We start from the raw sequence: 26,337 nt of genomic DNA on the forward strand, positions 1-26,337 counted from the left end.
GTGCCAAGGGCTGCCGCGGCCAAAAAATCCATCGACAGGATGACAGGCCAATACCTGCCACGCGCTCCGAGCAAATCCCACACGTAAAACGCACACGGGCCGAGCAGCAGTGCCCGGACGGCGAGAAAGCGCGCGGTACTCACCATGATGGTCAGTGTCCTGTCCCGCAAATAAATGCCAATAAAACCGCGTCTTTCACAACAGGGCCGCATTCCTGCGTGTGCATCCATCCGATCATGCCACCGGGCCTGCGCACAATGCCCGATTCAGCCGCAGCCGCGGCGCTTCTGATGCCGCTGCCTGAGCATCTGCGCCCCCACCCAGGCCACCGCCACCCGTCGATGCCGGCGCCATCAGCAGCGACACTGGTTGGCTGCGCAGGTACTCGGCGCCCTGGTCCAGCAGCCAGGCGATGTCCTGCGCCGCGCCCCGGCTGCATTGACCACCTGGAGGGCATTGCCGACGACGAGACGCACGCCTTCTTCACCCGCCTCATGGACGCGCGCGGCGCCATGCTGTGGGACCGCGCCACCTGCGAAATGATGGAGGGCTACCGGCCCGCCGTGGCTCTTAGCCGGTCATCGCCTTCAGCGCGGCCACCAGCTTGTCCATATCGCCCTCGGTCGTATAGAGCGCCGGCGAAATTCGGATGCACTGGCCCTTGGCCACGCCGGCACGGCGCACCGAGAAGATGCCGTGCTTGTCGCGCAGCTCCGCGACGATGGCGTTGTTGTCCGCCGCGCTGGTCTTGCCCGCGAGGCGGAACGAGGTGATGCCGGCGGCCATGCCCGGCTCGTCGGGCGTCAGGATTTCCAGGCCCTTGAAACCACGCGCGCGGCTGACCCAATGGTCGCGCAGATGGCGCAGCCGCGCCTGCTTGGCGCGGGCACCGATGTCCTGGTGCAGCTTGAGCGCAGTGGGCAGCGTGAGGAAGGCCGCAAAGTTGGTGGTGCCGGTGTGCACGCGCGAGCGGATGTCTGCAGGCGGAAAGTCCTCGTCGCCCAATGCGCGGTCGATGTCGGGCAAACGATTCTTCTTGATGTACATGAAACCCGCGCCCAGCGGAGCGCCGATCCACTTGTGCAGGTTGAAGCCCACGAAATCGGATTGGAGGTCGCCCACATTGAAGTCGATCTGGCCCCAGGAGTGGGCCGCATCCACCACCACGTCCACGCCGCGCGCGCGGGCCATGGCTGCGATTTCCGCCACCGGAATCACAAGGCCGGTGCGGTGGCTCAGATGCGTGAGCAGCAACAGGCGCGCCTTGGGGTTGCTCTCCAGTTGCTTCTGATAGGTCTGCAGTACGGCTTCGCGCGTTGCGGGCTCCGGGATGGCAAAGCGCACCACGTCGACACCGCGGCGGTCCTTCAGCCAGTTCATCGCGTACTGCATGGAGTCGTAGTCCAGGTCGGCGTACAGCACGGTGTCGCCGGCCTTGAGCTTGTTGTAGCCGGCGATCAAGAGCTGCAGCGCCTCGGTGGCGCCACGCGTGAAGGCGATTTCTTCCACGGAGCAGCCCACGGCGGCGGCCAGTGCGGCGCGGATCGGCTCGATCTCGCGGCCGTAGGCGTTGCGCGCATAGAACGAGTTGTCGCGGTTCACCATGTCGGTCTTGGCAAGGTACTCGCGGCGCACCGGCTCGGCCATGACGCCCCAGTAGCCGTTTTCCAGATTGACGATGTCAGGTGTGACCGCGTAGAGGGAGCGCACTGCCGCCCAGTAGGGGGCGTCGGTCGCCAGGGCCTGGCCCGGCGCGGCGGGCAGGGCCACCAACGAATTGGCCGTTTGTGCGACGGCGCGGCCGACAGAGGCCACGGTGGTGGCAGTGGCCGCCAGACCCAGCATGAAGCCACGGCGTTCGGAGGAAGTGATCATGGGTTTTTCCTTCGTCAAAATGGTGTGTGCCTGCGGTTGTAGCAGGCTGGCATGACAGTGGTTTTGCCAACAAGAGTGGCCAACGACCACCTGTCGCCCTCCAATTGATCGACCACCAGGGCAGCGACAGGTCCGACCCCAGCTCCAGCACCTCGCGAAAGCGCCCTGCGCGCAGCATCCCGTGTGGCGTGCGAAGGGATTCCCCGGCGCTGCTGTTTCTCCCCCCTCTATTTGTCCCCGGCGACCGAGAATCCGTAGATCGTCTCGGTGACACGCTTGTGGATGCCCTGCCACCTAGCGCGCCAGCAGCCGCCCTTCCACCTGAGTGAGCTGGTTCTTGGGAAGGATCTCCACTCAACTGGGCTGCACACCGTAGGCGACCAGAAGCATCACCAGCACGAAGGGAACGCACTGGATACCGCCTCTCGGGGGGCGACCAACCAACCAGCCCAGCAGGCACAGCAGGCCCTGGGTGCTTTTCACAAACATGTCTGCATGCCCTTGACGCGCTCCAGCGCTCACTCCAGGCGGGTCGCACAGGTCAGCTACGGGCCACCCGCCTTGCACCACGCAGGGCCGTTGTCATGCAGCGTGGGCGCGCAGCCAGGCAACGATGTCCGCAGTCACCTCGTCGCGATTCGTCTCGTTGAGGATTTCGTGGCGGGCTGCGGGGTACAGCTTGACCGTCACGTCGGCAATGCCTGCATCGCGGTAGCGCTGGCCCAGCAGCTGGATCAGTGCACCGCCACCGGCCAGCGGATCGGCGTCGCCCGAGGCAATGAGGATGGGCAGGTCACTGCGGATGCCCGCCAGCAACGCGGGGTCTGCCAGGCGGGAGGCGGGGGCGAAGAGCGAGGGGATCACATCGTCCGGCACATCCCATCCGCACCAGGGGTCGGCCACGTAGGCATCGACCTCCGCGTCGTCCCGCGACAGCCATTCGTACCCTGTGCGGTGCTCGAAGCCGGCATTGAATGCCGCGAGCCCTGCCGGCGCTTCTGCCGGGGCATTGGCCATGGCAGCGGCCAGCGCATCGAGTGCGGTGGAGCCCGAGAGAATGACCCCTGCCCATGTCGACGCGTGGTCCAGGAGAGCGGCTTGCGCTGCAAACGAACCCATCGAATGTGCCAACAGAAACACCGGCAGGCTGCCATGCTGCGCACGCAGTGCCGATCCGTACTGGGCCACATCGGCAATCAGCCCGCTGAAACCGGCCGCACCGAAGTTGCCCAGTCGACCCCCGGCGGTACGCCCGTGCCCACGGTGGTCGACCGCATGGACCACAAACCCCGCGGCATTGAGCTGCCTGGCAAAGCGGTCATAGCGCTCACCATGCTCGGCAAGCCCGTGGGCAATCTGCACCGCGCCAACGGGTTTGCCAGCCACGTCTGCCCAGGTGTATGTCGCGACCTTGGTGCCGTCTGCGTTGGAGAGGAAGGAAGAGGTGGATGAAGTGCTGCTCATGCTTTCATTCTGGCACGCAGGAGGTTGGGGTCGAAGGGATGATTGGCTGGTGGGGCGAGGGGGGGCAGGCGCCCACTCTGGCCGTTGGAATCGCTGGCATCGCTTCGTGGCGCCACCCCCTCAATACACCGGCCACGGCAGCCCCAGGTCCGGCCCCAGCTCCAGCACCTCGCGAAAGCGCCCCGCGCGCAGCATCTCGTCCACATCGCTGCCATAGCCGATGAACAGGCGCAGGCCCTCCAGGCCTGGGCCGTCCAGGCGCGGCAGCAGGGTCAGCGGTGCGGACTGCGCCTCGCTGCCCAGCTGCACGTTGCTGGCCAGGGCCGGCACGGGCCAGCGCAGCGGGCCCCAGTGGCCCTGTGCGTCGAGCTGCACCCACGTGCTGCTCGGGCCAGGCACGCCCAGGGTCGCCAGAGCGTACAGGTTGGCCCCGGCCGGCGTGCCCGCGCTTCCGAACACCTCGCCCTTGAAGGCCAGGCTGCGCGGGTTGCCCACCAGTTCCATGTTCACGCGAAACGGCGGGCGCTGGGGAGTGCCGGCCGTGGTGGGCAGGTTGGGCGTGGCGGGGTCCAGGTCCAGCTCGCCCCGGCCGGCCTCGCCCGCTACGGGCGTGGGCTCGACCGCGCTGGCGTAGGCGCCCGTGCCCAACTGCCCGTAGCGGCCCTGGCCCAGGGCCCACACCGTGCCATCGGCCAGGCGCAGGTGCACCGAGCCGCCACGCTGGCCGTAGGCGACGATGCCGGACTTGTCCTCGTCCATGCCCATCGACACCGCGGTGATGGGCGCGTGCATGCGCAGGCGCCGGCCCAGGTGGTCGTTGAACAGCTTGCCGTAGCACTGGGCCGTGCCATCGGCCAGCACCGCGCAGGCGTTGAACTCGCCACCGTGGATGGACACCGCCTTGCCCGGCAGGGGCAGCACGATAGGTTCCTGCACCAGCCGGTCTGCAACGGGCAGCAGCCTGCCGTCCTGCCCGGAAATGCCGTTGTTCAGCCGATAGCCCCAGAACCACACCGTGCCCGAGGCATCCAGCGCGTACGAAGCGCCACGGGTGTCATCCACCGTGGCCACCTGCACGATGGTGGCGGGCAGGCCCAGCACCTTGCGCGGCGTGTACAGCCAGCCAACTGCGGTCGGACTGAGTATGTCGGTGCCCGGCGGCAGGTAGCCCGTGCCGCCATTGCTGCCGATGCGCCACACCGAGCCATCCACCCCCAGGATGAGCCCGTGCCCATTGCCGCCCACCGCCACATCGCGCGCCAGTGGCATGCCCGACGATTCGCCCACGATGACCGGGCGGTTGTGGGTTGCAGGGTACACGCCCCAGCCGCCCGAACTCCACACCTTGCCATCGGTGTCCACCGCCAGCCACTGGCCCAGCGCCGTGGCCAGCTTCTTCACGGGCGCAGCCAGCGCCACCTGTGTGGGCAGCTGCGGCGGAAGGCCCGCGATAAAGTTTGCGCTCGGGTCGTAGTGCGTGGCCCCCTGGCCCCAGGCAAAAATACGCCCGTCCTGCAGCAGCGCATGGCTGCCCGTGCCGCTGGCGTGCACGCTCACTGCGGGCCCGGGCAGCGCCACCTTGCGCGGGCTGGCGGATGACTCCAGCTCGCCCGATGCCGGCGCGGCCAGGTGCCCGCCCGTGTTGGAGCCCAGCGCATGCAGCTTGCCATCGCGCGTGATGTACATGAAGACCGATGCCACGCCCATTGGCTCGGTGCGGGAGCTGCTGGCGTCCACCACATTGGTGGCCAGCTTCTCCAGCGCAATCTGCCAGCCCGGTGTTTCGTAGGGGTTCACATAGCGCCAGCGCCACAGGTCGCCCTCGGCCGTCAAGCCCAGGTAGCCATCGCCCCCCACCATGATGGTCTTGATCTGCACGCCGGCGCGCAGCAGGTCCGGGTGCACCGCGTAGCGGTGGCGGTCGAACGGGTCCACCACGTTGTCGAGCAGCCGCACCGGCGGGCAATCCGTTTTTTGCGGCGGCGGTAGCGCGGTCTGGCTGCGGTACACCGGGTCGGTGCCCCAGGTCCACAGCGTGCCATTGGCCGCCTTGGCCGTGATGCGCGCGGCGGGCAGCTCCCTGGGACCATAGCCCTGCCATTCAGCCAGCGGGGCCGACGCGTATACATCCAAATCCACCATCGGCGGCAAATCGCGCATGGCCACCGGCTGCGAGTAGGTGGCCGATGCCGCGCACGGCGCCCCCTCGCCCCACGACCACACCACGCCCTGGTCGTCCAGCGCCACCGTGGTGCGCGCCTGGTGCAGCACCCGCACCAGCCGCGCCGGCACCTGCGCCGTGGTGGCGCGCTGCGGCACGGTGGCATCCACCCCGTTGTTCACCCCGCTCGGCAACGGCCCCCACCACCAGGGCTGGCCGTCCTTGTCGATCACGAACGAAGGCGCCCACTCCCCCCCGTTGACGATGTAGGTTGCCCCGCGAAAGATGATTTGCGGCGCAGCCCGGTCCGCCCGCGTGCCATCGCCCAGCTCGCCCCGCAGGTTGGTGCCCCAGCTCCACACATTGCCATCGGCATCCAGCACCAGCGCCGAGGTGCGGCTGGTGCGCACCATGGCCGCCTTGGCCGGCAACACAATCTCCCGCGCCGTGCTCGCATAAATCGTGCGCCCCTGGCCCAGCTGCGCCTGCCGGTTGTCACCCCAGGCCAGCACGCTGCCATCGGCCTGCAGCGCCAGGCCGTGGCGGGCGCCGGTGGAGATGGTTTGGGCTTGGGTGGGGGATGGTGATGCGAGCAGGGCGGCTGCGCAGAGGAGGAGCAGGGTGGGGGTGAGCAGGTGCTGCCGCTGCCTCCATGCGCGGGCCCAGGCCCGGGTGGGGGCGTTGGGGTGTTGTTGTTGTTGTTGTTGTTGTTGTTGAAGTACCGGCTGCGGCAATTGCCTTGCCGGGGTGCTTGCTGTTGCTGTCTTCATGGCCTCGCCTCTCTGTCGAACTATCTCGGTGTTGTGGCGGCCATTGTGAGGGTGGGGTGGAGAGGAGACGGTGATGGGGGTCACGTGGGGCGGTCCCTAGGTGATTGGTCAGGCTGAGCTCTTGTCTATGTCTATGTAGAAGGGGATCAGTTTATGTTGTTCCGTGTTGTTCCAATTTGCTTGACGATCATCTTCGTGGTGCGTAGAATTCATTCGGAACAACGTGGAACAACAAGGAGTGTAAAGAATGGCCTACACCGCTTCTATATCGACAACGCCCGGCCGACCGGGCTTCAGCATTGGCTTTCGGCATCCGTTGAAGCTCGATTCAAAGGGCAAGCCGGGCCTGAAAATGCGTCGTGGTCTTGGCACCAACGACCGGGCCCAAGCCGAACTCCTGGTCGCCCAGATGAACTGCTTGCTCCAGGATGAGGCTTGGTGGACAGCAGCAAAGCGCCAGGATGCAGTCCAAGCATTCGACCAGCGCATCGTCGATGCCTTCTACGATGGCATCCAGGCCGGAGTGGCAGACTCTTTCGAAACTCGTGACAGCATCATTCCAATGCCCGGCAAGGCAGAGGGCTATGCTCGAACGCTGTTCGTCGGTACGACTGGTGCGGGCAAGACCTCGCTGCTGCGACATTTGATCGGTTCAGACCCCGAGGTAGACCGGTTCCCCTCCACTTCGACTGCCAAGACTACAGTCTCGGACATTGAGGTGATTCCGGCCACTGGCTCGTTCTTGGCTGCGGTGACCTTTTTCTCCGAGACTGTCATTCAGGCCAATGTCGAAGACTGCGTGCTCAATGCCTGCGCTGCTGTCTGGGACAAGCTGCCCGAAGACAAGGTCGCGGATCGGTTTCTGCACCACCCGGATCAGCGCTTTCGGCTTAGTTACCTGCTCGGTTCATGGCGGAAGAATATGCCTGTCCAGCCCGCCGCAGAGGACTGGGACTTTGGCGAGCCCGATCAGGCGGCCACGGTGGCGGCGAGCAGCGACGAAGCCGTTTCCGGCGCAGATGCCGACGCTCTGCAGGCGCGGCTGACGGACTACGTCAGCCGTATCACAACGCTTGCAGCTGCGAAGGCTGAGGCGATTAGCAAGGCGCTGCTCCCTGATCCACATTCTGCAAGCGCCGAGGACCGCGAAGCGGCGCTGGAAATCTTCCAGGGTGAAGTGTTTACCGACGAGCAGTTCCACGAGATCGTCCATGACGTGATCGACGAGGCACTGCAGCGCTTCGACGCGCTGAACGGTGGCAAACTGACCTATCGCAGCGCCAGTTCGAAGTGGCCGCTCATGTGGACTTACAGCACTGAGGATCGGACTGAGTTCCTCAAGCAGGTGCGCTGGTTCTCCAGCAACTTCGCGCCATCTTTCGGCAGGTTGCTGACACCGCTGGTCGATGGCATCCGCGTCATGGGGCCTCTTTTTCCGACCTTTACCGGTCATCAGGCGAAGGTCGTGCTGCTCGACGGCCAGGGGCTCGGCCATACACCGGATTCGTCGACGAGCGTCACTACCCACATCACACGGCGTTTTGCTGAGGTCGACGCGATCCTGCTGGTGGACAACGCTGAGCAGCCTGTGCAGGCTGCAGCACAGTCGGTCCTACGTGCTGTCGCGTCGAGTGGCAACTACAACAAGCTATTGCTGGCTTTCACGCACTTCGACCAGGTCAAGGGTCTCAACCTTCCGACCTTTGCAGACAAGCGCGCGCACGTGCTTGCTTCTGTTCACAACTACCTTTCAAAACTGAAGGAAGTGCTGAACGCCCCGATCGTTGCCGCGATGGAGCGAACCATTGACGACCAGAGCTTCATGCTTGGCGCTTTGGACGGACCAAGCTCGAAGTTGCCGCCGGGGGTGAAATCGCAACTTGGCAGCTTGATTGCATTCGTCGAGAAACTCGTCGAGCCGCCTCCGGTGCCGGACGCAAGACCACAGTACGACGCCTCCGGGCTTGGATTTGCCGTGCAACGTGCAGCGGACAGCTTCCAGAAGGCGTGGGCGGCGCGCCTGGGCCTAGCGGTCGGCGCTACCCTACCTGCAGAGCACTGGACCCGCATCAAGGCGCTCAACCGCAAAATTTCTAGCGAGACCGGAGTCGAGTACGACTCGCTGCGGCCTGTTGCGGATTTGGTCGGGCGCATCACGGAAGAGGTCGCAAATTTCCTCGACAACCCGATCAATTGGTCTCGACCGCCTGTTGATGCCGATGAAGTGCAACAGGCAATCGTGCCGATCCGGCAGGCCGTTTTCAGTCGGTTGCACCAACTTGCGCTACATCGCCTTATCGATGAACACCTAACAGAATGGCGCCGTGGTCTGGAGCACAAAGGCAAGGGCTCGGCGGCGCGTCGGGCCGTCGATATCCGTGGTATCTATGAGCTGGCAGCGCCTATCCCAGGCACGGTCAACACGGCTCAGGCAATCGAGTTCATGCGGGGCGTCCGCGAGCTGGTCCGCGCCTCTGTTGTTGAGAGCGGCGGGGTCATGCAACCATGAGCCGCCGTCTAACAGCTCTCGTCATTGGCAATGCAGACTACGCGGATGCAGGCAAACTGAAAAATCCTGGGAACGACGCTACAGACATCTCTGCGAAACTCGTCGAGTGCGGCTTCACTGTTGCCAAGCACTTGAACTGCTCGCATCGAGAGCTGGATCAGGCGCTTAGAGACTTTAAAAAGGCACTGAAGGATAGTGATGTTGGACTGTTTTTCTTCGCTGGCCACGGCATGCAGATTGATGGCAGTAACTACCTTGCTGCCGTCGATACTGACGTGAGTGATGAAGTCGAAGCCAAGCATTCCTCGTTGGAACTAAACCAAGTGATCGAAGTGATGGAGAAGTCCGACAACGCATCCAGCATCATCATTCTTGATGCGTGTCGTAACAACCCATTTGAGCGCGCTTGGGCTCGTTCGATGAGTGCCCGTGGACTTGCACCTGTCTATGCACCAAGGGGGACTATGATCGCCTATGCCACCTCGCCAGGGCAGGTCGCCAGCGACGGTCGGGGGCGGAACGGCGCGTACACAGCGGCGCTCCTTGAACACCTCGCGACCCCTGACTGCTCAGTCGAGAGTATGTTCAAGCGCGTGCGCAACACACTTAGCACTGCGACCGGTAGCAAGCAAATTTCATGGGAGCACACATCCCTCGCTGGTGACTTCTTCTTCAATCTGAGCCTTGGCGCGCGTATCGATGAGTACGCCGATACATCGCTGCGGGACGGCCTATTTGTTCTCGACGAAAAGAAAACATCCCACGGCATCATCAGAGCGTTGAAGTCGCAGGACTGGTACCGGCAAAATCCCGCAGTTGAAAAATTCACTGCTGAGGTAGCCGGAGGGGCATCGACGAACTCACTCTTCGTCGTTGGCCGTAATATCTACCAAGCGGCATGCGGAGGATCAAACGCTGCGACCGCATATATCTCCGACTTCATGTCCCGCACGACGGGGCTGAGACAGGAGAAGCGCAAGGCATTGCTGGACGGGATGCTGTTCGAAGTTTTTTTTAATCCTGATGCCCGTTTCCGCAAGCAGTTCAAGATGCGACGGTTTCAAGAGCTGTTCCATCTGCGGCAGCACGCGCGCCTCAAACCCAGCTTCGATTTCATCGCCGAGTGCCTGCTGCCAGACATCGGGCGCTTTTACGCTGTGCCCGGGAAGGGGCACGCGGTTGTCGTCGATGTAGTCACCAAGAGTGAGAAGGGTGGAAAACATGTCCTGAAGTCGATCCATTGTGGGGGGGACAGCATCTTGTGGATGGAGGATGCAGACTATGCGCCGGAGCCTGGGGATCCCCCCTTGCTCGAAAGGCTGAGTCTTGCCAAGTTTGAGGAGCGCATTGCCGAACAGATGGTTGTTCCTGTATCGCAGCTCACCATCAAATACTCGTCCTTTTCCAAGGCCGGCGACGAGAAAATTTACTTCCCTTACGGTTGGACGACGCGAAGGCGGTAGGGATTTTTGCGAAGCGGCTCAGGCTAGGCCTGTAGCATCGCGAGCATTGCGGGTAGCGCACAAAAGCGCAGCGATTGCACCCAAGTGTGTCGCGGCCCTCATCCCCTCACTTCGACAATAAGCGCATCGTCTTTTCCCGCACCTTGAGCGATAGATAGCAAGCACATGCGGTTCCCAACGGGCTGCTGATGATACCGATGCTCTGCCGGGACTGCCTTACCCCATGTGGTTGATCCACACGGACCTGCGGAAGGCGAGGGGGAGGCGCTGATCCATGCGGGTTCCGCCGGGCTGTTCGTTGTTGTGTTGTATTCCATGCTGCCGCTAAGCTGCAGAATCTGGTGAGGCCATATCCATCGAAAGAAGCGAGCAGGCTGCTTCCCCCCTGGGTTCTCGTGCTTCATGCTCGCAGGCTCCATCCCTTCCGATTCAACTCCCATGCCCATCCGCACCGCCACCCCTGACGACGCAGCCTCCATCGGCGCCATCCGCGTGGCGGCCTGGCAGGCGGGCTACCGTGGCGCCATGCCGGATGCGTACCTCGATGCGCTGGACCCTGGTGCGAACCTGGAGGGGCTGCGTGCGGCGCTGGGTGCAGAGCCTGCGCCCTTCACGCTGCGCGTGGTAGACGATGATGTGGAGGGCCTGCCGGTGGCGTTTTCCATCGTGGGCAAGCCGCGGTATGCGGTGGCGAGCCCTGCGTCCACCATGGAGCTGTGGGCGTTGAATGTTCACCCCTTGCACTGGCGCAAAGGCCTGGGCCAGCAGCTGGTCCGGCAGGCGCTGGTGGATGCCCGGGCGCAGGGGTTTGCAGCGGTCGAGCTGTGGTGCATTCACAGCAACGCGGCCGCGCGGCGGCTGTACGAGGCATGTGGGTTTCGGGCCAGCGGCGCGGTGCGCACGACCAGCCACCTCGCCGGTTATCCGCTGCAGGAGGTAGCGTACCGGGTTGCGTTGTGAAGCAGCGCTTGGCGCTGCCCCCACCCCTCACTTGGACAACAAGCGCATCGTCTCTTCCAGCCCCTTGAGCGACAGCGGGTACATGCGGTTGCCGATGAGCTGCTGGATGATGCTGATGCTCTGGCGGTACTGCCATACGCCCTGGGGTTCGGGATTGATCCAGGCAAACTTGGGGAAGGCGTGCGTCAGGCGCTGGATCCACTCGGCGCCGGGCTCTTCGTTGTTGTATTCCACGCTGCCGCCGGGCTGCAAGATCTCGTAGGGGCTCATGGTGGCGTCGCCCACGAAGATCAACTTGTAGTCCTTGTTGTACTTGCGGATGATGTCCCAGGTGGGGAACTTCTCGGCAAAGCGGCGGCGGTTGTTCTTCCACATGAAGTCGTAGACGCAGTTGTGGAAGTAATAAAACTCCAGGTGCTTGAACTCGCCCTTCACGGCGCTGAAGAGTTCTTCCACGCGCTGGATGTGTTCGTCCATGGTGCCGCCCACGTCCATGAGCAGCAGCACCTTCACGTTGTTGTGGCGCTCGGGCACCATCTTGATATCGAGGTAGCCGGCGTTGGCCGCGGTGCTGCGGATGGTGTCGGGCAGGTCCAGCTCCAGCTCGTTGCCCTCGCGTGCAAACTTGCGCAGGCGGCGCAGGGCCACCTTGATGTTGCGCGTGCCCAGCTCCTGCTGGTCGTCGTAGTCCTTGTAGGCGCGCTGCTCCCACACCTTCACGGCGCTCTTGTTCTTGCCGGCGCCGCCAATGCGCACGCCCTGCGGGTTGTAGCCGCCGTGGCCAAAGGGGCTGGTGCCGCCGGTGCCTATCCACTTGTTGCCGCCTTCGTGGCGTTCCTTCTGCTCTTCGAGGCGCTTTTTCAGCGTCTCCATCAGCTCGTCCCAGCCCATCTTTTCGATGGCGGCCTTTTGCTCGGGGGTCAGCTCGTTCTCAAGGATCTTGCGCAGCCAGTCGGCGGGCACTTCCTTGGTGAAGTCGGCCAGCATCTCCACGCCCTTGAAGTAGGCGCCGAAGGCCCGGTCGAACTTGTCGTAGTGCTTCTCGTCCTTGACCAGGGTCAGGCGCGAGAGGTTGTAGAAGTCGTCCAGGCTCCAGGCGTCGTCGGAGCGGGGGCCCACCACGCCGGCATCCAGCGCTTCGAGCAGGGTCAGGTACTCCTTGACCGACACGGGCAGCTTGGCCGCGCGCAGGGTGTAGAAGAAGTCGATAAGCATGGTGGGGAGCCTCCTCGGGCTGCTGGGTTCTTCAGGCCGTCGTCGTTTCGCGGCGCGCGCGCAGGTACTGCAGCTGGGCGCGCGCCTCGGGCCATTCGCCGGCGCGCATGCTGTACATCACGGTGTCGCGGATGGTGCCGTCGCGGCGCACGACATGGCCGCGCAGCACGCCGTCCTTGTGCGCGCCCAGGCGCTCGATGGCGCGCTGCGATGCGAAGTTGTAGTTGTCGGTGCGCCAGCCCACCACGTTGCAGCCCAGGGTGTCGAAGGCGTGGCCCAGCAGCAGGAGCTTGCAGGTGGTGTTCACATGGCTGCGCTGCACGCTTTGGCGGTACCAGGTGTAGCCGATCTCCACGCGCTTCACCGCGGGCAGTATGTCGTGGTAGCTGCTGGTGCCCAGCACGGTGCCCGTGGCCTCGTCGATCACGGCAAACGCAAAGCGGTCGCGCGTGGCAAGCGCCGTCTCGATGTAGGCGCGGGTGTCCTGCGGTTCGGGCACCGAGGTCACGCGCAGCGTCCACAGCTCACCGTCGGCCGCGGCGGCCTGCAGGCCGGCTTCATGCTCCAGGGCCAGGGGCTCCAGGCGCAGGCCACGGTCGCGCAGGGTGACGGGTTGCACGAAGGAGGGCATGGGGCTCATTTGTTCTTCTTCTTGGGGGAAGGTTGTGGCTGCGGCGGCTGTTGTTGCTCGGCCTGCAGCTTGTGGCGGCGTTGCTGCTGCCAGCGCCGCGCTGCGTGCAGGCCCAGGCCGCCGCCCAGGCCCACCAGGGCGATGCCGAGCAAGGCCTTGGTGCCGTAGCCCGGTGCAAAGATGTCGAAGCCCGCGAGCTGGCCCAGCCAGAAGCCGGCCAGCGCACCGCCGACAAAGCCGATGGCGTCGGCCACACCGTCGAGCAGCGAGGGGGTCGTCGGGGTTGGCTGCGTCATGGCGGTCCGATCAGCGGTTACGCTGGTTCATGAAGACGAGTTTTTCGAACAGGCTCACGTCCTGCTCGTTCTTGAGCAGCGCGCCCACCAGCGGCGGCACGGCCACCTTGTTGTCGGCGCTTTGCAGGGCCGAGAGCGGGATGTCTTCGGCCACCAGCAGCTTGAGCCAGTCGAGCAGTTCGCTGGTGGAGGGCTTCTTTTTCAGGCCCGGCAGGTTGCGCACGTCGTAGAAGGTCTTCATCGCCACGCTGAGCAGGTCGGCCTTGAGCGTGGGGAAGTGCACGCCGATGATCTGGCGCATGGTGTCGGCTTCAGGGAACTTGATGAAGTGGAAGAAGCAGCGGCGCAAGAAGGCGTCGGGCAGTTCCTTCTCGTTGTTGGAGGTGATGAACACCAGCGGGCGGTGCTTGGCGCGGATCAGCTCGCGGGTTTCGTAGCAGTAGAACTCCATGCGGTCGATTTCGCGCAGCAGGTCGTTCGGGAACTCGATGTCGGCCTTGTCGATCTCGTCGATCAGCAGCGCCACAGGGCGGTCTGCGGTGAAGGCCTGCCACAGCACGCCCTGGATGATGTAGTTGCGGATGTCCTTCACGCGCTCGCTGCTGTCGCCATCGTTGAGCTGGCTGTCGCGCAGGCGGCTCACCGCGTCGTATTCGTACAGGCCCTGCTGCGCCTTGGTGGTGGACTTGATGTGCCATTGCAGCAACGGCATGTCCAGCGCCTGGGCCACTTCCTCGGCCAGCATGGTCTTGCCGGTGCCCGGCTCGCCCTTGATGAGCAGCGGGCGTTGCAGGGTGATGGCGGCGTTCACGGCCAGCATCAGGTCTTGGGTCGCAACGTAATTCTGGGAACCTTGGAATTTCATGGCAGGGAAAACACCGGATCGTTGATGAATGGGCTTGACAGGCGCTGGCTATAATTGGCCGGTTAAGCAGAGCCCTCGGGCTGAACTTCCACGAGATTGTGCGCGCAAAATGAACAAGACGTTGACCACGATATTTGCCCTGGCTGTCGCTTCCGTGACGGCCTTCTCTCACGCTCAGGAAGTCAAGGGCGATGTCAAGGCGGGGGAAAAGAAGATCGCCATGTGCATCGGCTGCCATGGCATTGTGGGCTACCAAGCCAGCTTTCCGGAGATCCACAAGGTGCCCATGATCTCGGGCCAGAGCGGTGCGTACATCTCCTCCGCCCTGGACGCCTACCGCAAGGGCGACCGCAAGCACCCCACCATGCGCGGCATTGCCGACTCGCTGACCGACCAGGACATCGCCGACGTCTCCGCCTACTATTCGCAGCACGGCAAGGCCGGCGCCGCCGAGTTGCCGGCCAAGCCCAAGCGCGAGCCCAGCGTGCAGGTGGCAGAGCTGCTCAAGAAGGGCGCCTGCGTGTCTTGCCACGGCGACAACTTCGCCAAGCCCATCGACCCCTCGTACCCCCACATCGCGGGCCAGCACGCGGACTACCTGTTCGTGGCGCTCAAGTCGTACAAGGCCGAGAAGAACCCCAACCTGGGCCGCAGCAACGCCATCATGGCCGGCGTGGCCAAGCAGTTCACCAATGCCGAGCTGAAGGCCCTGGCCAACTACCTGGGCAGCCTGGAAGGTGACATGCACGTGGTGCCCCAGTCGCGCTTCCGCTGAGCCAAGCCGCTCCCAAAAGACAAAAGCCCGCGATCGCGGGCTTTTTCTTTGGGGCGGTGAAACCGATCAGTCGCGCGTGGCGCGCCTTTGCACGGCGGCAATATAGGCATCGCCATCGGGCGGGCGGCCCGAGCGCTGGCTCTCCCACAGCATCTGGCCCAGGCACTCCATGGTGGCGTGGTGCGCGTCGTGCAGCGAATCCAGGCGCTTGGCCAGCAGCTCCACCGCCTGGCGGATGCCGCGCGGCTGGTCGATGCTGCACTGCTCGCTGATCGACAGGTGCATCGACAGGTGCAAAAACGGGTTGGTGCGGTCCGGCGTCTCGTCGTAGTTGCGGGCCACGGCGGCCTCGGCATCGGAGAAATCGGCGTGGTACTCGGGGTGCTCGGCGATCCACAGGCTGGCCAGCGTCTCGATGGCCTCCATGGGGGCGCCGGTCTGGGACTTGGCGTGCACGCCGCAGAGGAAGCGGCGCACGTCGGCTTGGGACGGGTTGAACATGATGGGGCTGCAGCGTAGCACGCACGGCGTGCCGGGGTGGGGTGCGGGGGTATGTGGGCGGGTGGCGAGCCTGCCCCCGGTCACCGCTGCCGAAAGCGGCCCGGTTCGCACCAGAAGCGGGTCTTGACGCCCGGCTGGGCCTCGAACAGGTCAGCTGCCTGGCCGCAGTTGGCCATGTTGTAGGCCTTGCCATCGGCCGCATCGAAGGTGGCGACATGCATCCGCAGGGCGCCGTTGACGGCGCTGTTGCGGTACAGGGTGAACACCACGGTGTTGTCATCCGTGGCGGCAGTGGAGGTGGTTGCCGAGATGGCCGCGCAGCACGCGAAGAGTACCGCGAGGCCCGGCGAGCGGGTGCCTGTCAGGAACGTCATCGGGCCAATCTAGCAGCCTGGCGTGACAAGCGGTAGTGCCAAATTACCAGCGCAGGCGGCGAGGTTTTGGCGGCTGGGGCGGTGCCGGCTGGCGAATTTGCTGCACAGGGCGGGGCGAATCTGTCCTACGAATGTGCCACGGACCCGAACCTACATTGGAGCCGCGGGGGATGCACACAGTTGGTCACCGCGCGATACATCCCAAGACAAACACCACCATCCAAGGACACTGCCATGAACAACAACGCAACGCGCATCATCGGGGCCCTGCTGCTCATCGTCGGCCTGGCCGGCTTCTTCACGGGCGGCTTCAGCTTCACCAAGGAAACCACCCAGGCCAAGCTCGGCCCGCTGGAGCTCAAGGTGCAGGAGAAAGAGTCCGTCAACGTGCCCCAGTGGCTGAGCGTGGGCGCCATGGCGCTGGGCGCGGTGGTGCTGGTGCTGGGGTTCAAGCGCAATTGACGTTACCGCCAGGCCGCTTCGCTCCACCAGCGCGTCGCGTGCCAAAATTCTGGTTGCATCCTGATACGTTCGCGCTAGCATCACGTCCAAAAACTACGGGAGGACTCGAGCTATGTTCATGGCGTTGAGGGTGTTGCGGGCCCTGGTGGGCGTATTCTTTATCTGGCAGCTGATTGGGCTCTTGCCGGTGATTTCCTGGCTGCTGAACCCGGCGGCCATCACCGTCAACATGGTGGCTGCGGTCGTCGTCAAGCTGGTGCTTGCAGCCATCGGTTTCGGTGTTTTCTTCAGCCTGAAAAAGCTCATCAACTACCTGCATGTGAAGAAGCACGGCGAGCCGCACCCAGCCTTCCAGGGCAAGGCCTATGACCCTGAGGCCCACCGCGCGCCTGCAGGGAAACTGTGACCCCTTGCCAGGACACCCGCACTCTGCGATGGTGGGTGGGGAGCGCAGGGCTGAACGCATGGAGCGCGCTCAGCCCCTGGTGGCGCCAGCGGCGCCATGCCCGCCCTTCACGGCCTGGCACCGATCAAAAAACGCCCCACCGTCACCACATCCCCCCGGCCCGTCAGCCGCAGCACCACGTCCTGGTCCTTCTGCGCGGGCGTGCCGAAGCCGGTGGACAGGCGCAGCATCAGCGTGGTGGCTGGGGCTACGACCTGCTGGTTGTGGCCGTAGAAGCGGGCGCGCACGGTGTAGGTGCCGGGCTTGGCGTTTTTCAGTGAAAACTCCTCGGGGCCATAGCCGCCCGTGAAGTCGGCCGACATGCGCCCGCCCCGGGTGGTGAGGCGGTGGGCGAAGTAGGCCTCTTCGCCATTGGGGTCCAGCACGTAGAGGTCGATGTCGGTGTTGTCCGCATCCCACGAGAGCACGGCGCGCAGGTCCAGGGGCAGGTTGCGCAGCAGGCGCGGGTCCACGGCGCTGGTGTTCACGGGCTGGCCGGCGGCCTGGGCCTTCGCCGCTATCGCATTGAGCTCGGCCAGCGCGATCAGCTCCACGCCGGGGAAGCGCCCGTTCCAGGGCTTGGCCACCACCTGCCACAGCTGGTCCACTGCCGCCTGGTGCTGGCCGGCCTGGCCCAGCGCCAGGCCCAGGTCGCGCCAGGACTGGGGCTCGTCGGGCGCCAGCGCGAGCACGCTGCGCAGCACGGGCAGGGCCACGGCGGTGTCGCCCGCCTGCTGCAGGCGGTAGGCCAGGATGCGCAGCACATGGCGGTTCTCCAGCTCCATCTCGGCCAGGTTAGACAGTACGCGCCGCGCCAGGGCGGCGTGGCCGCGCTCGTACAGCAGGTCGGCTACATCGAGGAAGAAGGCTGTGCTGTGGGTGTGCGAGGGGCGCTCGTCGAGGTAGATGGCCTCCAGGTCCTCCACGCTGCTCGCCGCGCGCAGGCGGCGTAGGTAGGGCGCATCGGGCTGCCAGGCGCGCAGCTGGATGGAGGCGGCGGGGGGCGCTGCAGACGCAGCCATCGGCGCAGCCTCGGCGGGAAATTCTCGCACCAGGCCCCTGGAGCCCGTCGTTGGGGTTGGTCTTGCGGGGCCCGAGATGCTCAGTATCTTGCCGGATGCGTCCCGAATCGCCGTGCGCGTGGGCGCTGGCGGTGGCGGCGCGGCAGACTTGTCCACCATGCCGCCACGCGCCTGCTCCTGCAGGGTCTGTATAGGCGGTGCGTCGCCTTTCGGAAAATCCTGGTGCCACCAGGCGGTCTTCTCGTCGAACTGGCGCGCGATGCGGTCCAGGTGCTGGGCGCGGGTGGCGGCGTCGCGGCCGGCAGCGTCGGTGCGCAGATGGGCCCAGCGGGCGCGCAGCGCGGGCGGGGGCTCGATGCCGTGGCGCGCATAGTCCTGCACGGTGTCGAGCACGATGAGCGAGGTCTCGCGGCTGGCGATGCGGAACGCCTGGCCCAGGCGGCGCACGGCGGCGCGCTGGCGCTCGCCTTCGGATTCGAGCCGCGCCATGCGCAGCGCGGCCCAGCGGTGGGCAGCCACGCCGGTGGCCAGGTCGGAGCCGTTGTCTGCGGCCGGTGCCGCGATGCGCAGACTGCGCGTTTCGCTGCTGCCCCCGGGCAGGGGCCACTGCAGCGTGACCGCCGCCTCGGGCCCGGTAAAGCGCCCGGCCAGCGCGATGCGGCCCTGCTCGGGCAGGGCCGACGCCAGCTCCACGTTGTCGGCGCCTTCGCTGCCGGTCACCTCCACGCGCGGTGCCTGCTGGGCCAGCGCGTCCAGCGCCTGGACGTTGGTCAGGGCCAGCAGGTCCAGGTAGGTGCCGCCGCTGGCCTCGGCCATGCGGCGCAGCGCGGCGGCGTTGCTGCCGGCAATGGCGGCCACGGCGTAGGTGGGCACGGGCTGGGCGGGCAGGGCCGTCGCATCGTTACCCGAGCCCCAGTTGCCCAGGCCGTCGCTGAAGACCAGGGCCACCTGCACGCCCTCGGGCGCGCGCAGCGCGGCGGCCTGGGTGGCGCCGTCATAGGCCATGCCCTTGAGCCGGTCGCGCAGCGCAGACCAGTTGCCGCCCTGCACGCTGAAACGCTCGATGGGCCCGGCCACGTCGCGCACGGGCTGCAGCACCACCTCCACCGTGCCCAGGCGGCGCAGCCAGCCATTGAGCAGCGCGAATTCGCGCCCATGGTCGCGCCCGGCGCCGGAGCCCGAGGCATCCCACACCAGGCCTACGCGCTCGGGCCGCGCACGCTCGGCACTGCGCGCGGCCACGGGCACCTCGGCATAGAAGTAGCTCGTGCCGTCGAAGCGCTGCGTGGCCACCAGGGGCTGGGCTGCCTGCGGGGTGGAGGGCAGCTCCACGCGCAGCTCTTCGCCCCGGCTGTGCTGCGCGCCCACCAGCGCGATGCGCGTGTCTGCCCCCTCGGCACGGGCCGGCATGCCCAGTGTGCCCAATTGCGCCTTGACGCCCCTCGGCGCCACGCCGGCGACGCGCACCGATACATCGAGCTGTGTGGCCGGTGCCTGCAGGCCCAGCGGCAGGCGCCACACGGGCGCGGCGGCGTTGGGCAGTACCTCGGCGAGCTCCAGCACCACGCGCCGGCTGCCGTAGGCGGGCAGCGGGTACACGCGCAGGCGGTGGTGGTTGCCGCCCACCGATTCGAACAGGGCCGGGTCCACGCGGGCGCGCGTGATGTCCTCGAACACCTGGCGGCCCTTGGCCTTCTCGACCGGCACGGCGGGGCGCAGCTCGCCGTCGATGTCCAGCGCAAAGCCGGTCACGCTTTGCCCTTCGGCCAGGGGGAACTGCAGCTGTGCTTCGAGCGCGCGCGCATTGGGGTTGAACAGCTCCAGCTCGATGCGCGTAGCCGCCGTGCGCCCGACGATGGTGGCCTGCACGTCGAGTCGGCGCAGTTCGATGGGCGTGGCCGCCCCGTGCACCTGCCAGGTGAGGATGCGCGGTGGCTGCACAGGGCCCTGGGGCGTGGGCATCACGCGGAAGCGATGTTGCTGCATCTCTTGTTCGGGCTGGGCCTGGGTGGGCGCAGCCAGCGGCAGCAGGGCCAGGGCGCAGAGCAGGCCGCGCAGCGGGCGCTGCCAGGGGCGCCGGTGCGCGGAGGCCGGAGCAAGGTTCTGGGTCATGTTCATCGCGTGCTCTGAGTGGGCAGAGCCGCACGATAGACGCAGGTCGGCGCGCCGCATGCACCCCGCCGACCACGCGGGGGCCGCTACTGTGATAAATCCGACAGATCAGCCACGCGGCGCCCCCATCATGCGCGAGATCAGCTGGGCTGCCTTCAGCAGCGCGGGCAGCATCGTCTCCTGCATCACCTCGGCACTGGTGCGGTTGGCCTGGCCGCTGATGTTGAGCGCCGCCACGGTCTGGCCGGTGCGGTTGGTGAGCGGCGCGGCAATCGAGATCAGGCCCTCCTCCAGCTCCTGGTTCACCAGGCACCAGCCCTGCTGCCGCGCCTGGCGGATGCGGGTGAGCAATGAGGGCACATCGGTGGCGGTGTGCTCGGTCCAGCGCTGCAGGGAGTGGGCTTCGAGCCGGGCCTGCAGCTCCTCGTCGGGCAGGGCGGCCAGCAGCACGCGGCCCATCGACGTCCAGCACGCGGGCAGGCGCGAGCCCACGCCCAGGTTGGTGCGCATGATCTTGTGTGTGGGCACGCGCAGCACGTAGACGATATCGAGGCGGTCGAGCACCGCGGCAGATGACGACTCGCGCACCTCCTCCACCAGGTCTTCCATCACCGGCTCGGCCAGGTTCCAGATGGGCAGCGACGACAGGTAGGCAAAGCCCAGGTCCAGGATGCGCGGCGTGAGGCGGAACTGCCGGCCATCGGTCTCCACATAGCCCAGCGTCTGCAGCGTGAGCAATATGCGGCGCGCCCCGGCGCGCGTGAGGCGGGTCTGCGCGGCCACCTCGCTCAGCGTCTGCTGCGGCGCGCTGGCGCTGAACGAGCGGATCACCTCCAGCCCGCGCGCAAAGGATTGCACGTAGCTGTCGCTGGGCTTGGGGTCTTTGGCGGGCGCGATTTGGGTATTCATGGGCAGCGTGACTATAATTCTTTCAGCGAACATTTGTTCTATATGCGAACAAATGCCGGCAAATATTCCAGGCGAAGTTGCGGGCGCGAGACAACGAACGCGCGGCTTGCCTCCATTCTCAGGAAAGCAGATCGATGATCAACAAGATTGCAGACTCGGTGGCCCAGGCGCTGGCCGGGGTGAAGGATGGCGCCACGGTGCTGATCGGTGGTTTCGGCACGGCCGGCATCCCTGGCGAGCTGATCGACGGGCTCATCGCCCAGGGGGCGCGCGACCTCACCGTGGTCAACAACAACGCGGGCAATGCCGACCACGGCCTGGCCGCGCTGCTCAAGGCCGGCCAGGTGCGCAAGATCATCTGCAGCTTTCCGCGCCAGGTCGACAGCTATGTCTTCGACGAGCTGTACCGCAGCGGCAAGCTGGAGCTGGAGCTGGTGCCCCAGGGCAACCTGGCCGAGCGCCTGCGCGCCGCGGGGGCCGGCATCGGCGCCTTCTTCTGCCCCACGGCCCATGGCACCGAGCTGGCTGCGGGCAAGGAGACGCGCGAGATCAACGGCAAGCACTACGTGCTCGAATACCCCATCCACGGCGACGTGGCGCTGATCAAGGCTGAAAAGGGCGACCGCTGGGGCAACCTCACCTACCGCATGTCGGCACGCAACTTCGGCCCCGTGATGGCCACGGCCGCCAAGACCACCATCGCCACAGTGCATGAGGTGGTGGAACTGGGCGCGCTGGACCCCGAGGCCATCGTCACGCCCGGCATCCACGTCACCCATGTCGTTCGCATCGACCGGGTCGCCACGCAAGCCGGCGGCATCAAGAAGACAGCCTGAACATCGCGGACCGAGTGCACACCACCATGACCACTTCCACCAGCTACCAAAAACGAAGCAAGGACGACCTGGCCCGCCGTGTGGCGCAGGACATCCACGACGGCGCCTACGTGAACCTGGGCATCGGCCAGCCGACTCTGGTCGCCAACCACATCCCGGCCGGGCGCGAGGTCATCCTGCAAAGCGAGAACGGCATCCTGGGCATGGGCCCGGCGCCCGCTGCGGGCAATGAGGACTACGACCTCATCAACGCCGGCAAGCAGCCTGTGACGCTGCTGCCCGGCGGCGCGTATTTTCACCATGCCGACAGCTTTGCCATGATGCGCGGCGGCCACCTCGACATCTGCGTGCTGGGCGCCTTCCAGGTGTCGGCCACGGGCGACCTGGCCAACTGGAGCACGGGCGAGCCCGGCGCCATCCCCGCCGTGGGCGGCGCCATGGACCTGGCCATCGGCGCCAAGCAGACCTGGGTGATGATGGACCTCTTGACCAAGCAGGGCGCCAGCAAGGTGGTGGCGCAGTGCAGCTACCCGCTCACCGGTGTCGCCTGCGTCAAGCGCATCTACACCGATCTGTGCACACTGGCATGCACGCCAGCGGGCCTGCAGGTCATCGACACGGTGGACGGGCTCACGCATGCCGAGCTGGAACGCCTGGTCGGCCTGCCCCTGCTCGCTGCCGCCTGACCCCTTTCGTCCATCACCGCTTTCATCACAACCATCCTCAGGAGACAAGAACCATGAGCCAGCAAGCCTTCATCTGCGACGCCATCCGCACCCCCTTCGGGCGCTACGGCGGCGCGCTGTCCAGCGTGCGCACCGATGACCTGGGCGCCATCCCGCTCAAGGCGCTGATGGCGCGCAACCCCGGTGTGGACTGGGCCGCAGTGACCGACGTGCTGTACGGCTGCGCCAACCAGGCCGGCGAAGACAACCGCAACGTGGCGCACATGTCCAGCCTGCTGGCGGGCCTGCCCATCGAGGTGCCCGGCGCCACCATCAACCGCCTGTGCGGTTCGGGGCTGGACGCCGTGGGCTCGGCCGCGCGCGCCATCAAGGCCGGCGAGGCGGGCCTGATGATTGCCGGCGGCGTGGAGAGCATGAGCCGTGCGCCCTTCGTGATGCCCAAGGCCGAGACGGCCTTCAGCCGCAACAACGCGGTGTACGACACCACCATCGGCTGGCGCTTCATCAACAAGCTGATGAAGGAAAAGTACGGCGTGGATTCCATGCCCGAGACGGCCGAGAACGTGGCCGTGGAGTTCGGCATCGAGCGCGAGGCGCAGGACCGCATGGCCCTGGCCAGCCAGCTCAACGCCGTGGCCGCACAGAAGGCCGGCCACCTGGCGCGCGAGATCACGCCCGTGACCATCCCCCAGAAAAAGGGCGATCCCATCGTGGTCGATAAGGACGAGCACCCGCGCGAAACCAGCCTGGAAGCGCTGGCCAAGCTCAAGGGCGTGGTGCGGCCTGACGGCAGCGTGACGGCCGGCAACGCCAGCGGCGTGAACGACGGCGCCTGCGCCCTGCTGCTGGCCGACGAGGCCAGCGCCGGCAAGTATGGCCTCAAGCCCCGCGCCCGCGTGGTCGGCATGGCCACGGCCGGCGTGGCGCCGCGCATCATGGGCTTCGGCCCCACGCCCGCTACGCTCAAGGTGCTGGCGCAGACCGGCCTGACCATCGACCACATGGACGTGATCGAGCTCAACGAAGCCTTTGCCGCACAGGGCCTGGCCGTGCTGCGCGCCCTGGGTTTGAAGGACGACGACGCGCGTGTGAACGCCTGGGGCGGCGCCATCGCCCTGGGCCACCCGCTGGGTGCCAGCGGTGCGCGCCTGGTCACCACCGCCGTCAACCGCCTGCACGAGCATGCGGGCCAGTACGCGCTGTGCACCATGTGCATCGGCGTGGGCCAGGGCATCGCCATCATCCTCGAGCGCGTCTGACCCGCAGCTTGTCTACAGGAGCCCAGGCCGTGCCCACCACCTTGTTGCAGACCCCCGCCGGGGCCTTTCGCGTCGCCATCGACGGCCCCGAGGGCGCACCCGTGCTGGTGCTCTCCAACTCCCTGGGCACCACCCTGGAGATGTGGGACGCCCAGGCCGCGCGCCTGGCCCGCGACCACCGCGTGCTGCGCTACGACACGCGCGGCCATGGCGGCAGCGTCGTCTCGCCCGGTCCCTACCGCTTCGAGCAGCTGGGCGGCGATGTGCTGGCCCTGCTCGACGCCCTGGAGGTCGAGCGCGCCAGCTTCTGCGGCATCTCCATGGGCGGCTTCACCGGCCTGTGGCTGGGCGTGCATGCCGGCCACCGGCTGAACCACCTGGTGGTGGCCAACAGCGCCGCCAGGATCGGCACCGAAGAGGGTTGGCGCACGCGCGCCGCCCTGGTGCGCGACAAGGGTGCCGCCGCCATGGCCGAGTTGGCCGCGTCGTCTCCCGGCCGCTGGTTCAGCGAGGCCTTCGTGGCCGCGCAGCCCGACCTGGTGCGCCGCGCCCAGGGCTGGATCGCCGGCATCGCCCCCGAGGGCTATGCCGCCTGCTGCGAGGCGCTGGCCACCAGCGACCTGCGCGGGGACATCGCCCGCATCGCCGTACCCACCTTGCTCATTGCCGGCGTGGCCGACCCCGTGACCACGGTGGCCGACGCACGCGCCATGCAGGCCGCGATACCCGGTGCGCAGCTGGTGCAGCTGCCGGCATCGCACCTGTCCAACCTGGAAGCTCCAGCCGAATTCGACGCCGCACTGGCCGCCTTTGTGGCCTGAGCACTGAAACACGCCACTCCTGCCACCGCGCCGAATGGCGCGTGTGGCGCCCGCTGGCTGGGCGCAACCCTGGCCACCCCCTGAACATTGGAAGGAAGAACCCCCATGACCCAAGCAACGAGCCTGCGCGAGCGCGTCCTCATCACCGGTGGTGGTGCCGGCATTGGCGCGGCCACGGCCGAGCGCTGCCGGGCCGACGGCTACGAGCCCGTGGTCATTGACCGTGTGGTCGACCACGTGCCCGGCGGCATCCAGGCCGACCTGTCGAACACCGCCGACACGGCGCGCGCGTTGCAGCAGGCCCTGGCCGGCGGCCCCATCACGCGGCTGGTGAACAACGTGGGCATCGTGGTGCCGGCCGAGGCCGAGCAGCAGACGCTAGAGCAGTTCGACCTGGCCGTGGCGCTGAACCTGCGCTGCAGCCTGCAGTGCATGCAGGCCCTGCTGCCCGGCATGAAGGAGGCGGGGTTCGGGCGCATCGTCAACATGTCCTCGCGCGCCGCGCTGGGCAAGGAGCTGCGCACCGCGTATTCGGCCACCAAGGCCGGCCTGATCGGCATGACGCGCGTGTGGGCGCTGGAGCTGGGCCGCCACGGCGTCACGGCCAACGCCATCGGCCCCGGCCCTATCCGCACCGAGCTGTTCGACCGTGCCAACCCGCCCGACGCGCCGCGCACCCGCGCCATCATCGAATCCGTGCCCGTCAAGCGCGTGGGCACGCCGGACGACGTGGCGCATGCCGTGTCGTATCTGCTCGATGCGCGCAGCGGCTTTGTCACCGGGCAAGTCCTGTATGTCTGCGGCGGCATGACGGTCGGCGTGGCCGGCGTCTGACGCCCCTGCATTTTTCCCCCGAGGTCCTGCAGTGCCAGCGGCCTTGCCTTCTCCCATTTCTAACCGTGTTCAGGAGATGACATGAACCCCATCCGTATTCCCTCCACCCGCCGCACCCTGCTGGCGGCCCTGGCCACCGCCGCCGTCGGCGCTGCCATCCCGGCAGGCGCCCTGGCGCAAGCCGCCTACCCGAGCAAGACCGTGACCATCGTCGTGCCGTTCGCGGCGGGCGGCACCACCGACATCCTGGCGCGCATCATCGGCCAGGCGCTGACCACGGAACTCGGTCAGCCGGTCATCGTGGACAACCGCGCAGGCGCGGGTGGCAACATTGGCGGCGCGCTGGCCGCCAAGGCGCCGGCCGACGGCTACACCCTGTTCATGGGCACGGTGGGCACGCACGCCATCAACGCCAGCCTGTACAAGAAGATGCCCTTCGACCCGATCAAGGACTTTGCGCCGCTCACGCGCGTGGCCAACGTGCCCAACCTGCTGGTGGCCAACCCGGCCCAGCCCTACAAGAGCGTGAAGGAACTCATTGCCTACGCCAAGGCCAACCCCGGCAAGGTGAACTTCGGCTCGTCGGGCAACGGCAGCTCCATCCACCTGTCGGGCGAGCTGTTCAAGTCGCTGGCCAAGGTGGACATGGTGCACGTGCCCTACAAGGGCAGCGCCCCGGCCGTCACCGACCTGCTGGGCAACCAGATCGGCATCATGTTCGACAACATGCCCTCGGCCATCCAGCACGTGCGCTCGGGCAAGCTCGTGCCCATCGCCGTGACCACCGCCAAGCGCTCGCCCGAGCTGCCCAACGTGCCCACCATCGCCGAAGCCGGCGTGCCCCGCTACGAGGCGACTTCGTGGTTCGGCATGTTCGCGCCCACGGGCACGCCCGCACCGGTGTTGGCCAAGCTCAACACCGCCCTGGTCAAGGTGCTGAACCAGGCCGAGGTGAAGAAGAAGATCAACGAGCAGGGTGCCGAGACATACAGCGAAACGCCCGCGCAGTTTGCCGCCTTCATCCAGGCGGAAAGCGTGAAGTGGGGCAAGGTGGTGCAGGAGTCCGGAGCCAGCCTGGACTGATCGAAGCCT

23 protein-coding genes are annotated in these 26,337 nt (G+C 66.4%); 12 read left to right on the plus strand and 11 right to left on the minus strand.

The window, feature by feature from the left end; all coding sequences use genetic code 11:
- Positions 1-570 precede the first annotated feature (570 nt).
- The 3 genes from AC07PA_RS12620 to AC07PA_RS12630 all read right to left on the minus strand — a co-directional run bounded on the left by AC07PA_RS12620 (position 571) and on the right by AC07PA_RS12630 (position 6,270).
- A complete protein-coding gene (locus AC07PA_RS12620; RefSeq protein ID WP_494605772.1) occupies positions 571-1,875 on the minus strand; it encodes an aminotransferase class V-fold PLP-dependent enzyme in 1,305 nt (434 codons plus the stop codon).
- A gap of 582 nt (positions 1,876-2,457) precedes the next feature.
- Positions 2,458-3,339, minus strand: coding sequence for an alpha/beta fold hydrolase (locus AC07PA_RS12625; protein WP_494605774.1), 882 nt, complete (start codon positions 3,337-3,339; stop codon positions 2,458-2,460).
- Between the two features lie 120 nt (positions 3,340-3,459).
- Positions 3,460-6,270 carry an RCC1 domain-containing protein gene (locus AC07PA_RS12630; protein WP_494605776.1) on the minus strand — a complete coding sequence of 937 codons (2,811 nt, stop codon included), beginning with the start codon at positions 6,268-6,270 and terminating at the stop codon, positions 3,460-3,462.
- A 247-nt stretch (positions 6,271-6,517) separates the two neighbouring features.
- Between AC07PA_RS12630 and AC07PA_RS12635 the strand changes: the two genes are divergently transcribed.
- The 3 genes from AC07PA_RS12635 to AC07PA_RS12645 all read left to right on the plus strand — a co-directional run bounded on the left by AC07PA_RS12635 (position 6,518) and on the right by AC07PA_RS12645 (position 11,202).
- The gene (locus AC07PA_RS12635; RefSeq protein WP_494605778.1) at positions 6,518-8,779 is read left to right on the plus strand and encodes a hypothetical protein; all 2,262 of its coding nucleotides are present in this window, start codon (positions 6,518-6,520) and stop codon (positions 8,777-8,779) included.
- The gene (locus AC07PA_RS12640; RefSeq protein ID WP_494605780.1) at positions 8,776-10,242 is read left to right on the plus strand and encodes a caspase family protein; all 1,467 of its coding nucleotides are present in this window, start codon (positions 8,776-8,778) and stop codon (positions 10,240-10,242) included. Before AC07PA_RS12635 ends, AC07PA_RS12640 begins: the two co-directional genes overlap by 4 nt.
- Before the next feature lie 438 nt (positions 10,243-10,680).
- Positions 10,681-11,202: a GNAT family N-acetyltransferase gene (locus tag AC07PA_RS12645; RefSeq protein WP_494605782.1), complete on the plus strand. Its 522-nt coding sequence runs from the start codon at positions 10,681-10,683 to the stop codon at positions 11,200-11,202.
- Between the two features lie 27 nt (positions 11,203-11,229).
- Here AC07PA_RS12645 and AC07PA_RS12650 read toward each other — a convergent pair whose 3' ends face one another.
- The 4 genes from AC07PA_RS12650 to AC07PA_RS12665 are packed head-to-tail and all read right to left on the minus strand — an operon-like array spanning position 11,230 to position 14,209.
- Entirely contained in the window at positions 11,230-12,417 is a 1,188-nt protein-coding gene (locus AC07PA_RS12650) for a vWA domain-containing protein (protein WP_007856486.1), read from the minus strand.
- Positions 12,418-12,448: 31 nt separating this feature from the next.
- Complete coding sequence (locus AC07PA_RS12655) at positions 12,449-13,057, minus strand: GNAT family N-acetyltransferase (RefSeq protein WP_494605784.1); 609 nt, start codon at positions 13,055-13,057, stop codon at positions 12,449-12,451.
- A complete protein-coding gene (locus AC07PA_RS12660; RefSeq protein WP_494605786.1) occupies positions 13,054-13,344 on the minus strand; it encodes a hypothetical protein in 291 nt (96 codons plus the stop codon). The genes AC07PA_RS12655 and AC07PA_RS12660 overlap by 4 nt, the downstream gene beginning before the upstream one ends.
- Before the next feature lie 10 nt (positions 13,345-13,354).
- Positions 13,355-14,209, minus strand: coding sequence for an AAA family ATPase (locus AC07PA_RS12665; protein ID WP_007856480.1), 855 nt, complete (start codon positions 14,207-14,209; stop codon positions 13,355-13,357).
- Positions 14,210-14,318: 109 nt separating this feature from the next.
- Here AC07PA_RS12665 and AC07PA_RS12670 point away from each other — a divergent pair, with 109 nt between their 5' ends.
- Positions 14,319-14,984 carry a c-type cytochrome gene (locus AC07PA_RS12670; RefSeq protein WP_007856478.1) on the plus strand — a complete coding sequence of 222 codons (666 nt, stop codon included), beginning with the start codon at positions 14,319-14,321 and terminating at the stop codon, positions 14,982-14,984.
- Between the two features lie 66 nt (positions 14,985-15,050).
- On the opposite strand, the gene AC07PA_RS12675 is transcribed toward AC07PA_RS12670, so the two are convergent.
- Both AC07PA_RS12675 and AC07PA_RS12680 read right to left on the minus strand, forming a co-directional pair.
- Positions 15,051-15,485, minus strand: a complete 435-nt coding sequence (locus AC07PA_RS12675) for a DUF1841 family protein (protein WP_145695689.1) — start codon at positions 15,483-15,485, stop codon at positions 15,051-15,053.
- 80 nt (positions 15,486-15,565) lie between these two features.
- Positions 15,566-15,859 (minus strand): hypothetical protein, encoded by a 294-nt coding sequence (locus AC07PA_RS12680; RefSeq protein ID WP_494605788.1) that lies wholly within the window; start codon positions 15,857-15,859, stop codon positions 15,566-15,568.
- A 234-nt stretch (positions 15,860-16,093) separates the two neighbouring features.
- Here AC07PA_RS12680 and AC07PA_RS12685 point away from each other — a divergent pair, with 234 nt between their 5' ends.
- Together AC07PA_RS12685 and AC07PA_RS12690 are read left to right on the plus strand one after the other, a co-directional pair.
- Complete coding sequence (locus tag AC07PA_RS12685; RefSeq protein WP_494605790.1) at positions 16,094-16,321, plus strand: hypothetical protein; 228 nt, start codon at positions 16,094-16,096, stop codon at positions 16,319-16,321.
- A gap of 112 nt (positions 16,322-16,433) precedes the next feature.
- Positions 16,434-16,727 carry a hypothetical protein gene (locus AC07PA_RS12690; RefSeq protein ID WP_494605792.1) on the plus strand — a complete coding sequence of 98 codons (294 nt, stop codon included), beginning with the start codon at positions 16,434-16,436 and terminating at the stop codon, positions 16,725-16,727.
- A gap of 107 nt (positions 16,728-16,834) precedes the next feature.
- On the opposite strand, the gene AC07PA_RS12695 is transcribed toward AC07PA_RS12690, so the two are convergent.
- Both AC07PA_RS12695 and AC07PA_RS12700 read right to left on the minus strand, forming a co-directional pair.
- Positions 16,835-19,906, minus strand: a complete 3,072-nt coding sequence (locus AC07PA_RS12695) for a DUF2135 domain-containing protein (protein ID WP_494605794.1) — start codon at positions 19,904-19,906, stop codon at positions 16,835-16,837.
- Positions 19,907-20,008: 102 nt separating this feature from the next.
- The gene (locus AC07PA_RS12700; protein WP_494605796.1) at positions 20,009-20,809 is read right to left on the minus strand and encodes an IclR family transcriptional regulator domain-containing protein; all 801 of its coding nucleotides are present in this window, start codon (positions 20,807-20,809) and stop codon (positions 20,009-20,011) included.
- Between the two features lie 134 nt (positions 20,810-20,943).
- Here AC07PA_RS12700 and AC07PA_RS12705 point away from each other — a divergent pair, with 134 nt between their 5' ends.
- The 6 genes from AC07PA_RS12705 (at position 20,944) to AC07PA_RS12730 (ending at position 26,328) form a co-directional block, all read left to right on the plus strand.
- Entirely contained in the window at positions 20,944-21,645 is a 702-nt protein-coding gene (locus tag AC07PA_RS12705) for a 3-oxoacid CoA-transferase subunit A (protein ID WP_007856472.1), read from the plus strand.
- Between the two features lie 26 nt (positions 21,646-21,671).
- Positions 21,672-22,331: a 3-oxoacid CoA-transferase subunit B gene (locus tag AC07PA_RS12710; protein ID WP_492231388.1), complete on the plus strand. Its 660-nt coding sequence runs from the start codon at positions 21,672-21,674 to the stop codon at positions 22,329-22,331.
- Between the two features lie 53 nt (positions 22,332-22,384).
- Positions 22,385-23,590, plus strand: coding sequence for a 3-oxoadipyl-CoA thiolase (gene pcaF, locus AC07PA_RS12715; RefSeq protein ID WP_494605799.1), 1,206 nt, complete (start codon positions 22,385-22,387; stop codon positions 23,588-23,590).
- Positions 23,591-23,619: 29 nt separating this feature from the next.
- On the plus strand, positions 23,620-24,411 hold the full coding sequence (gene pcaD / locus AC07PA_RS12720) for a 3-oxoadipate enol-lactonase (protein WP_494605801.1): 792 nt from the start codon (positions 23,620-23,622) through the stop codon (positions 24,409-24,411).
- A gap of 105 nt (positions 24,412-24,516) precedes the next feature.
- Positions 24,517-25,245, plus strand: a complete 729-nt coding sequence (locus AC07PA_RS12725; RefSeq protein ID WP_494605803.1) for an SDR family oxidoreductase — start codon at positions 24,517-24,519, stop codon at positions 25,243-25,245.
- 81 nt (positions 25,246-25,326) lie between these two features.
- Entirely contained in the window at positions 25,327-26,328 is a 1,002-nt protein-coding gene (locus AC07PA_RS12730; RefSeq protein ID WP_494605805.1) for a Bug family tripartite tricarboxylate transporter substrate binding protein, read from the plus strand.
- The last annotated feature ends 9 nt before the right edge of the window (positions 26,329-26,337 follow it).

The sequence above is a fragment of the Acidovorax sp. GW821-FHT09B03 genome (assembly GCF_059418305.1).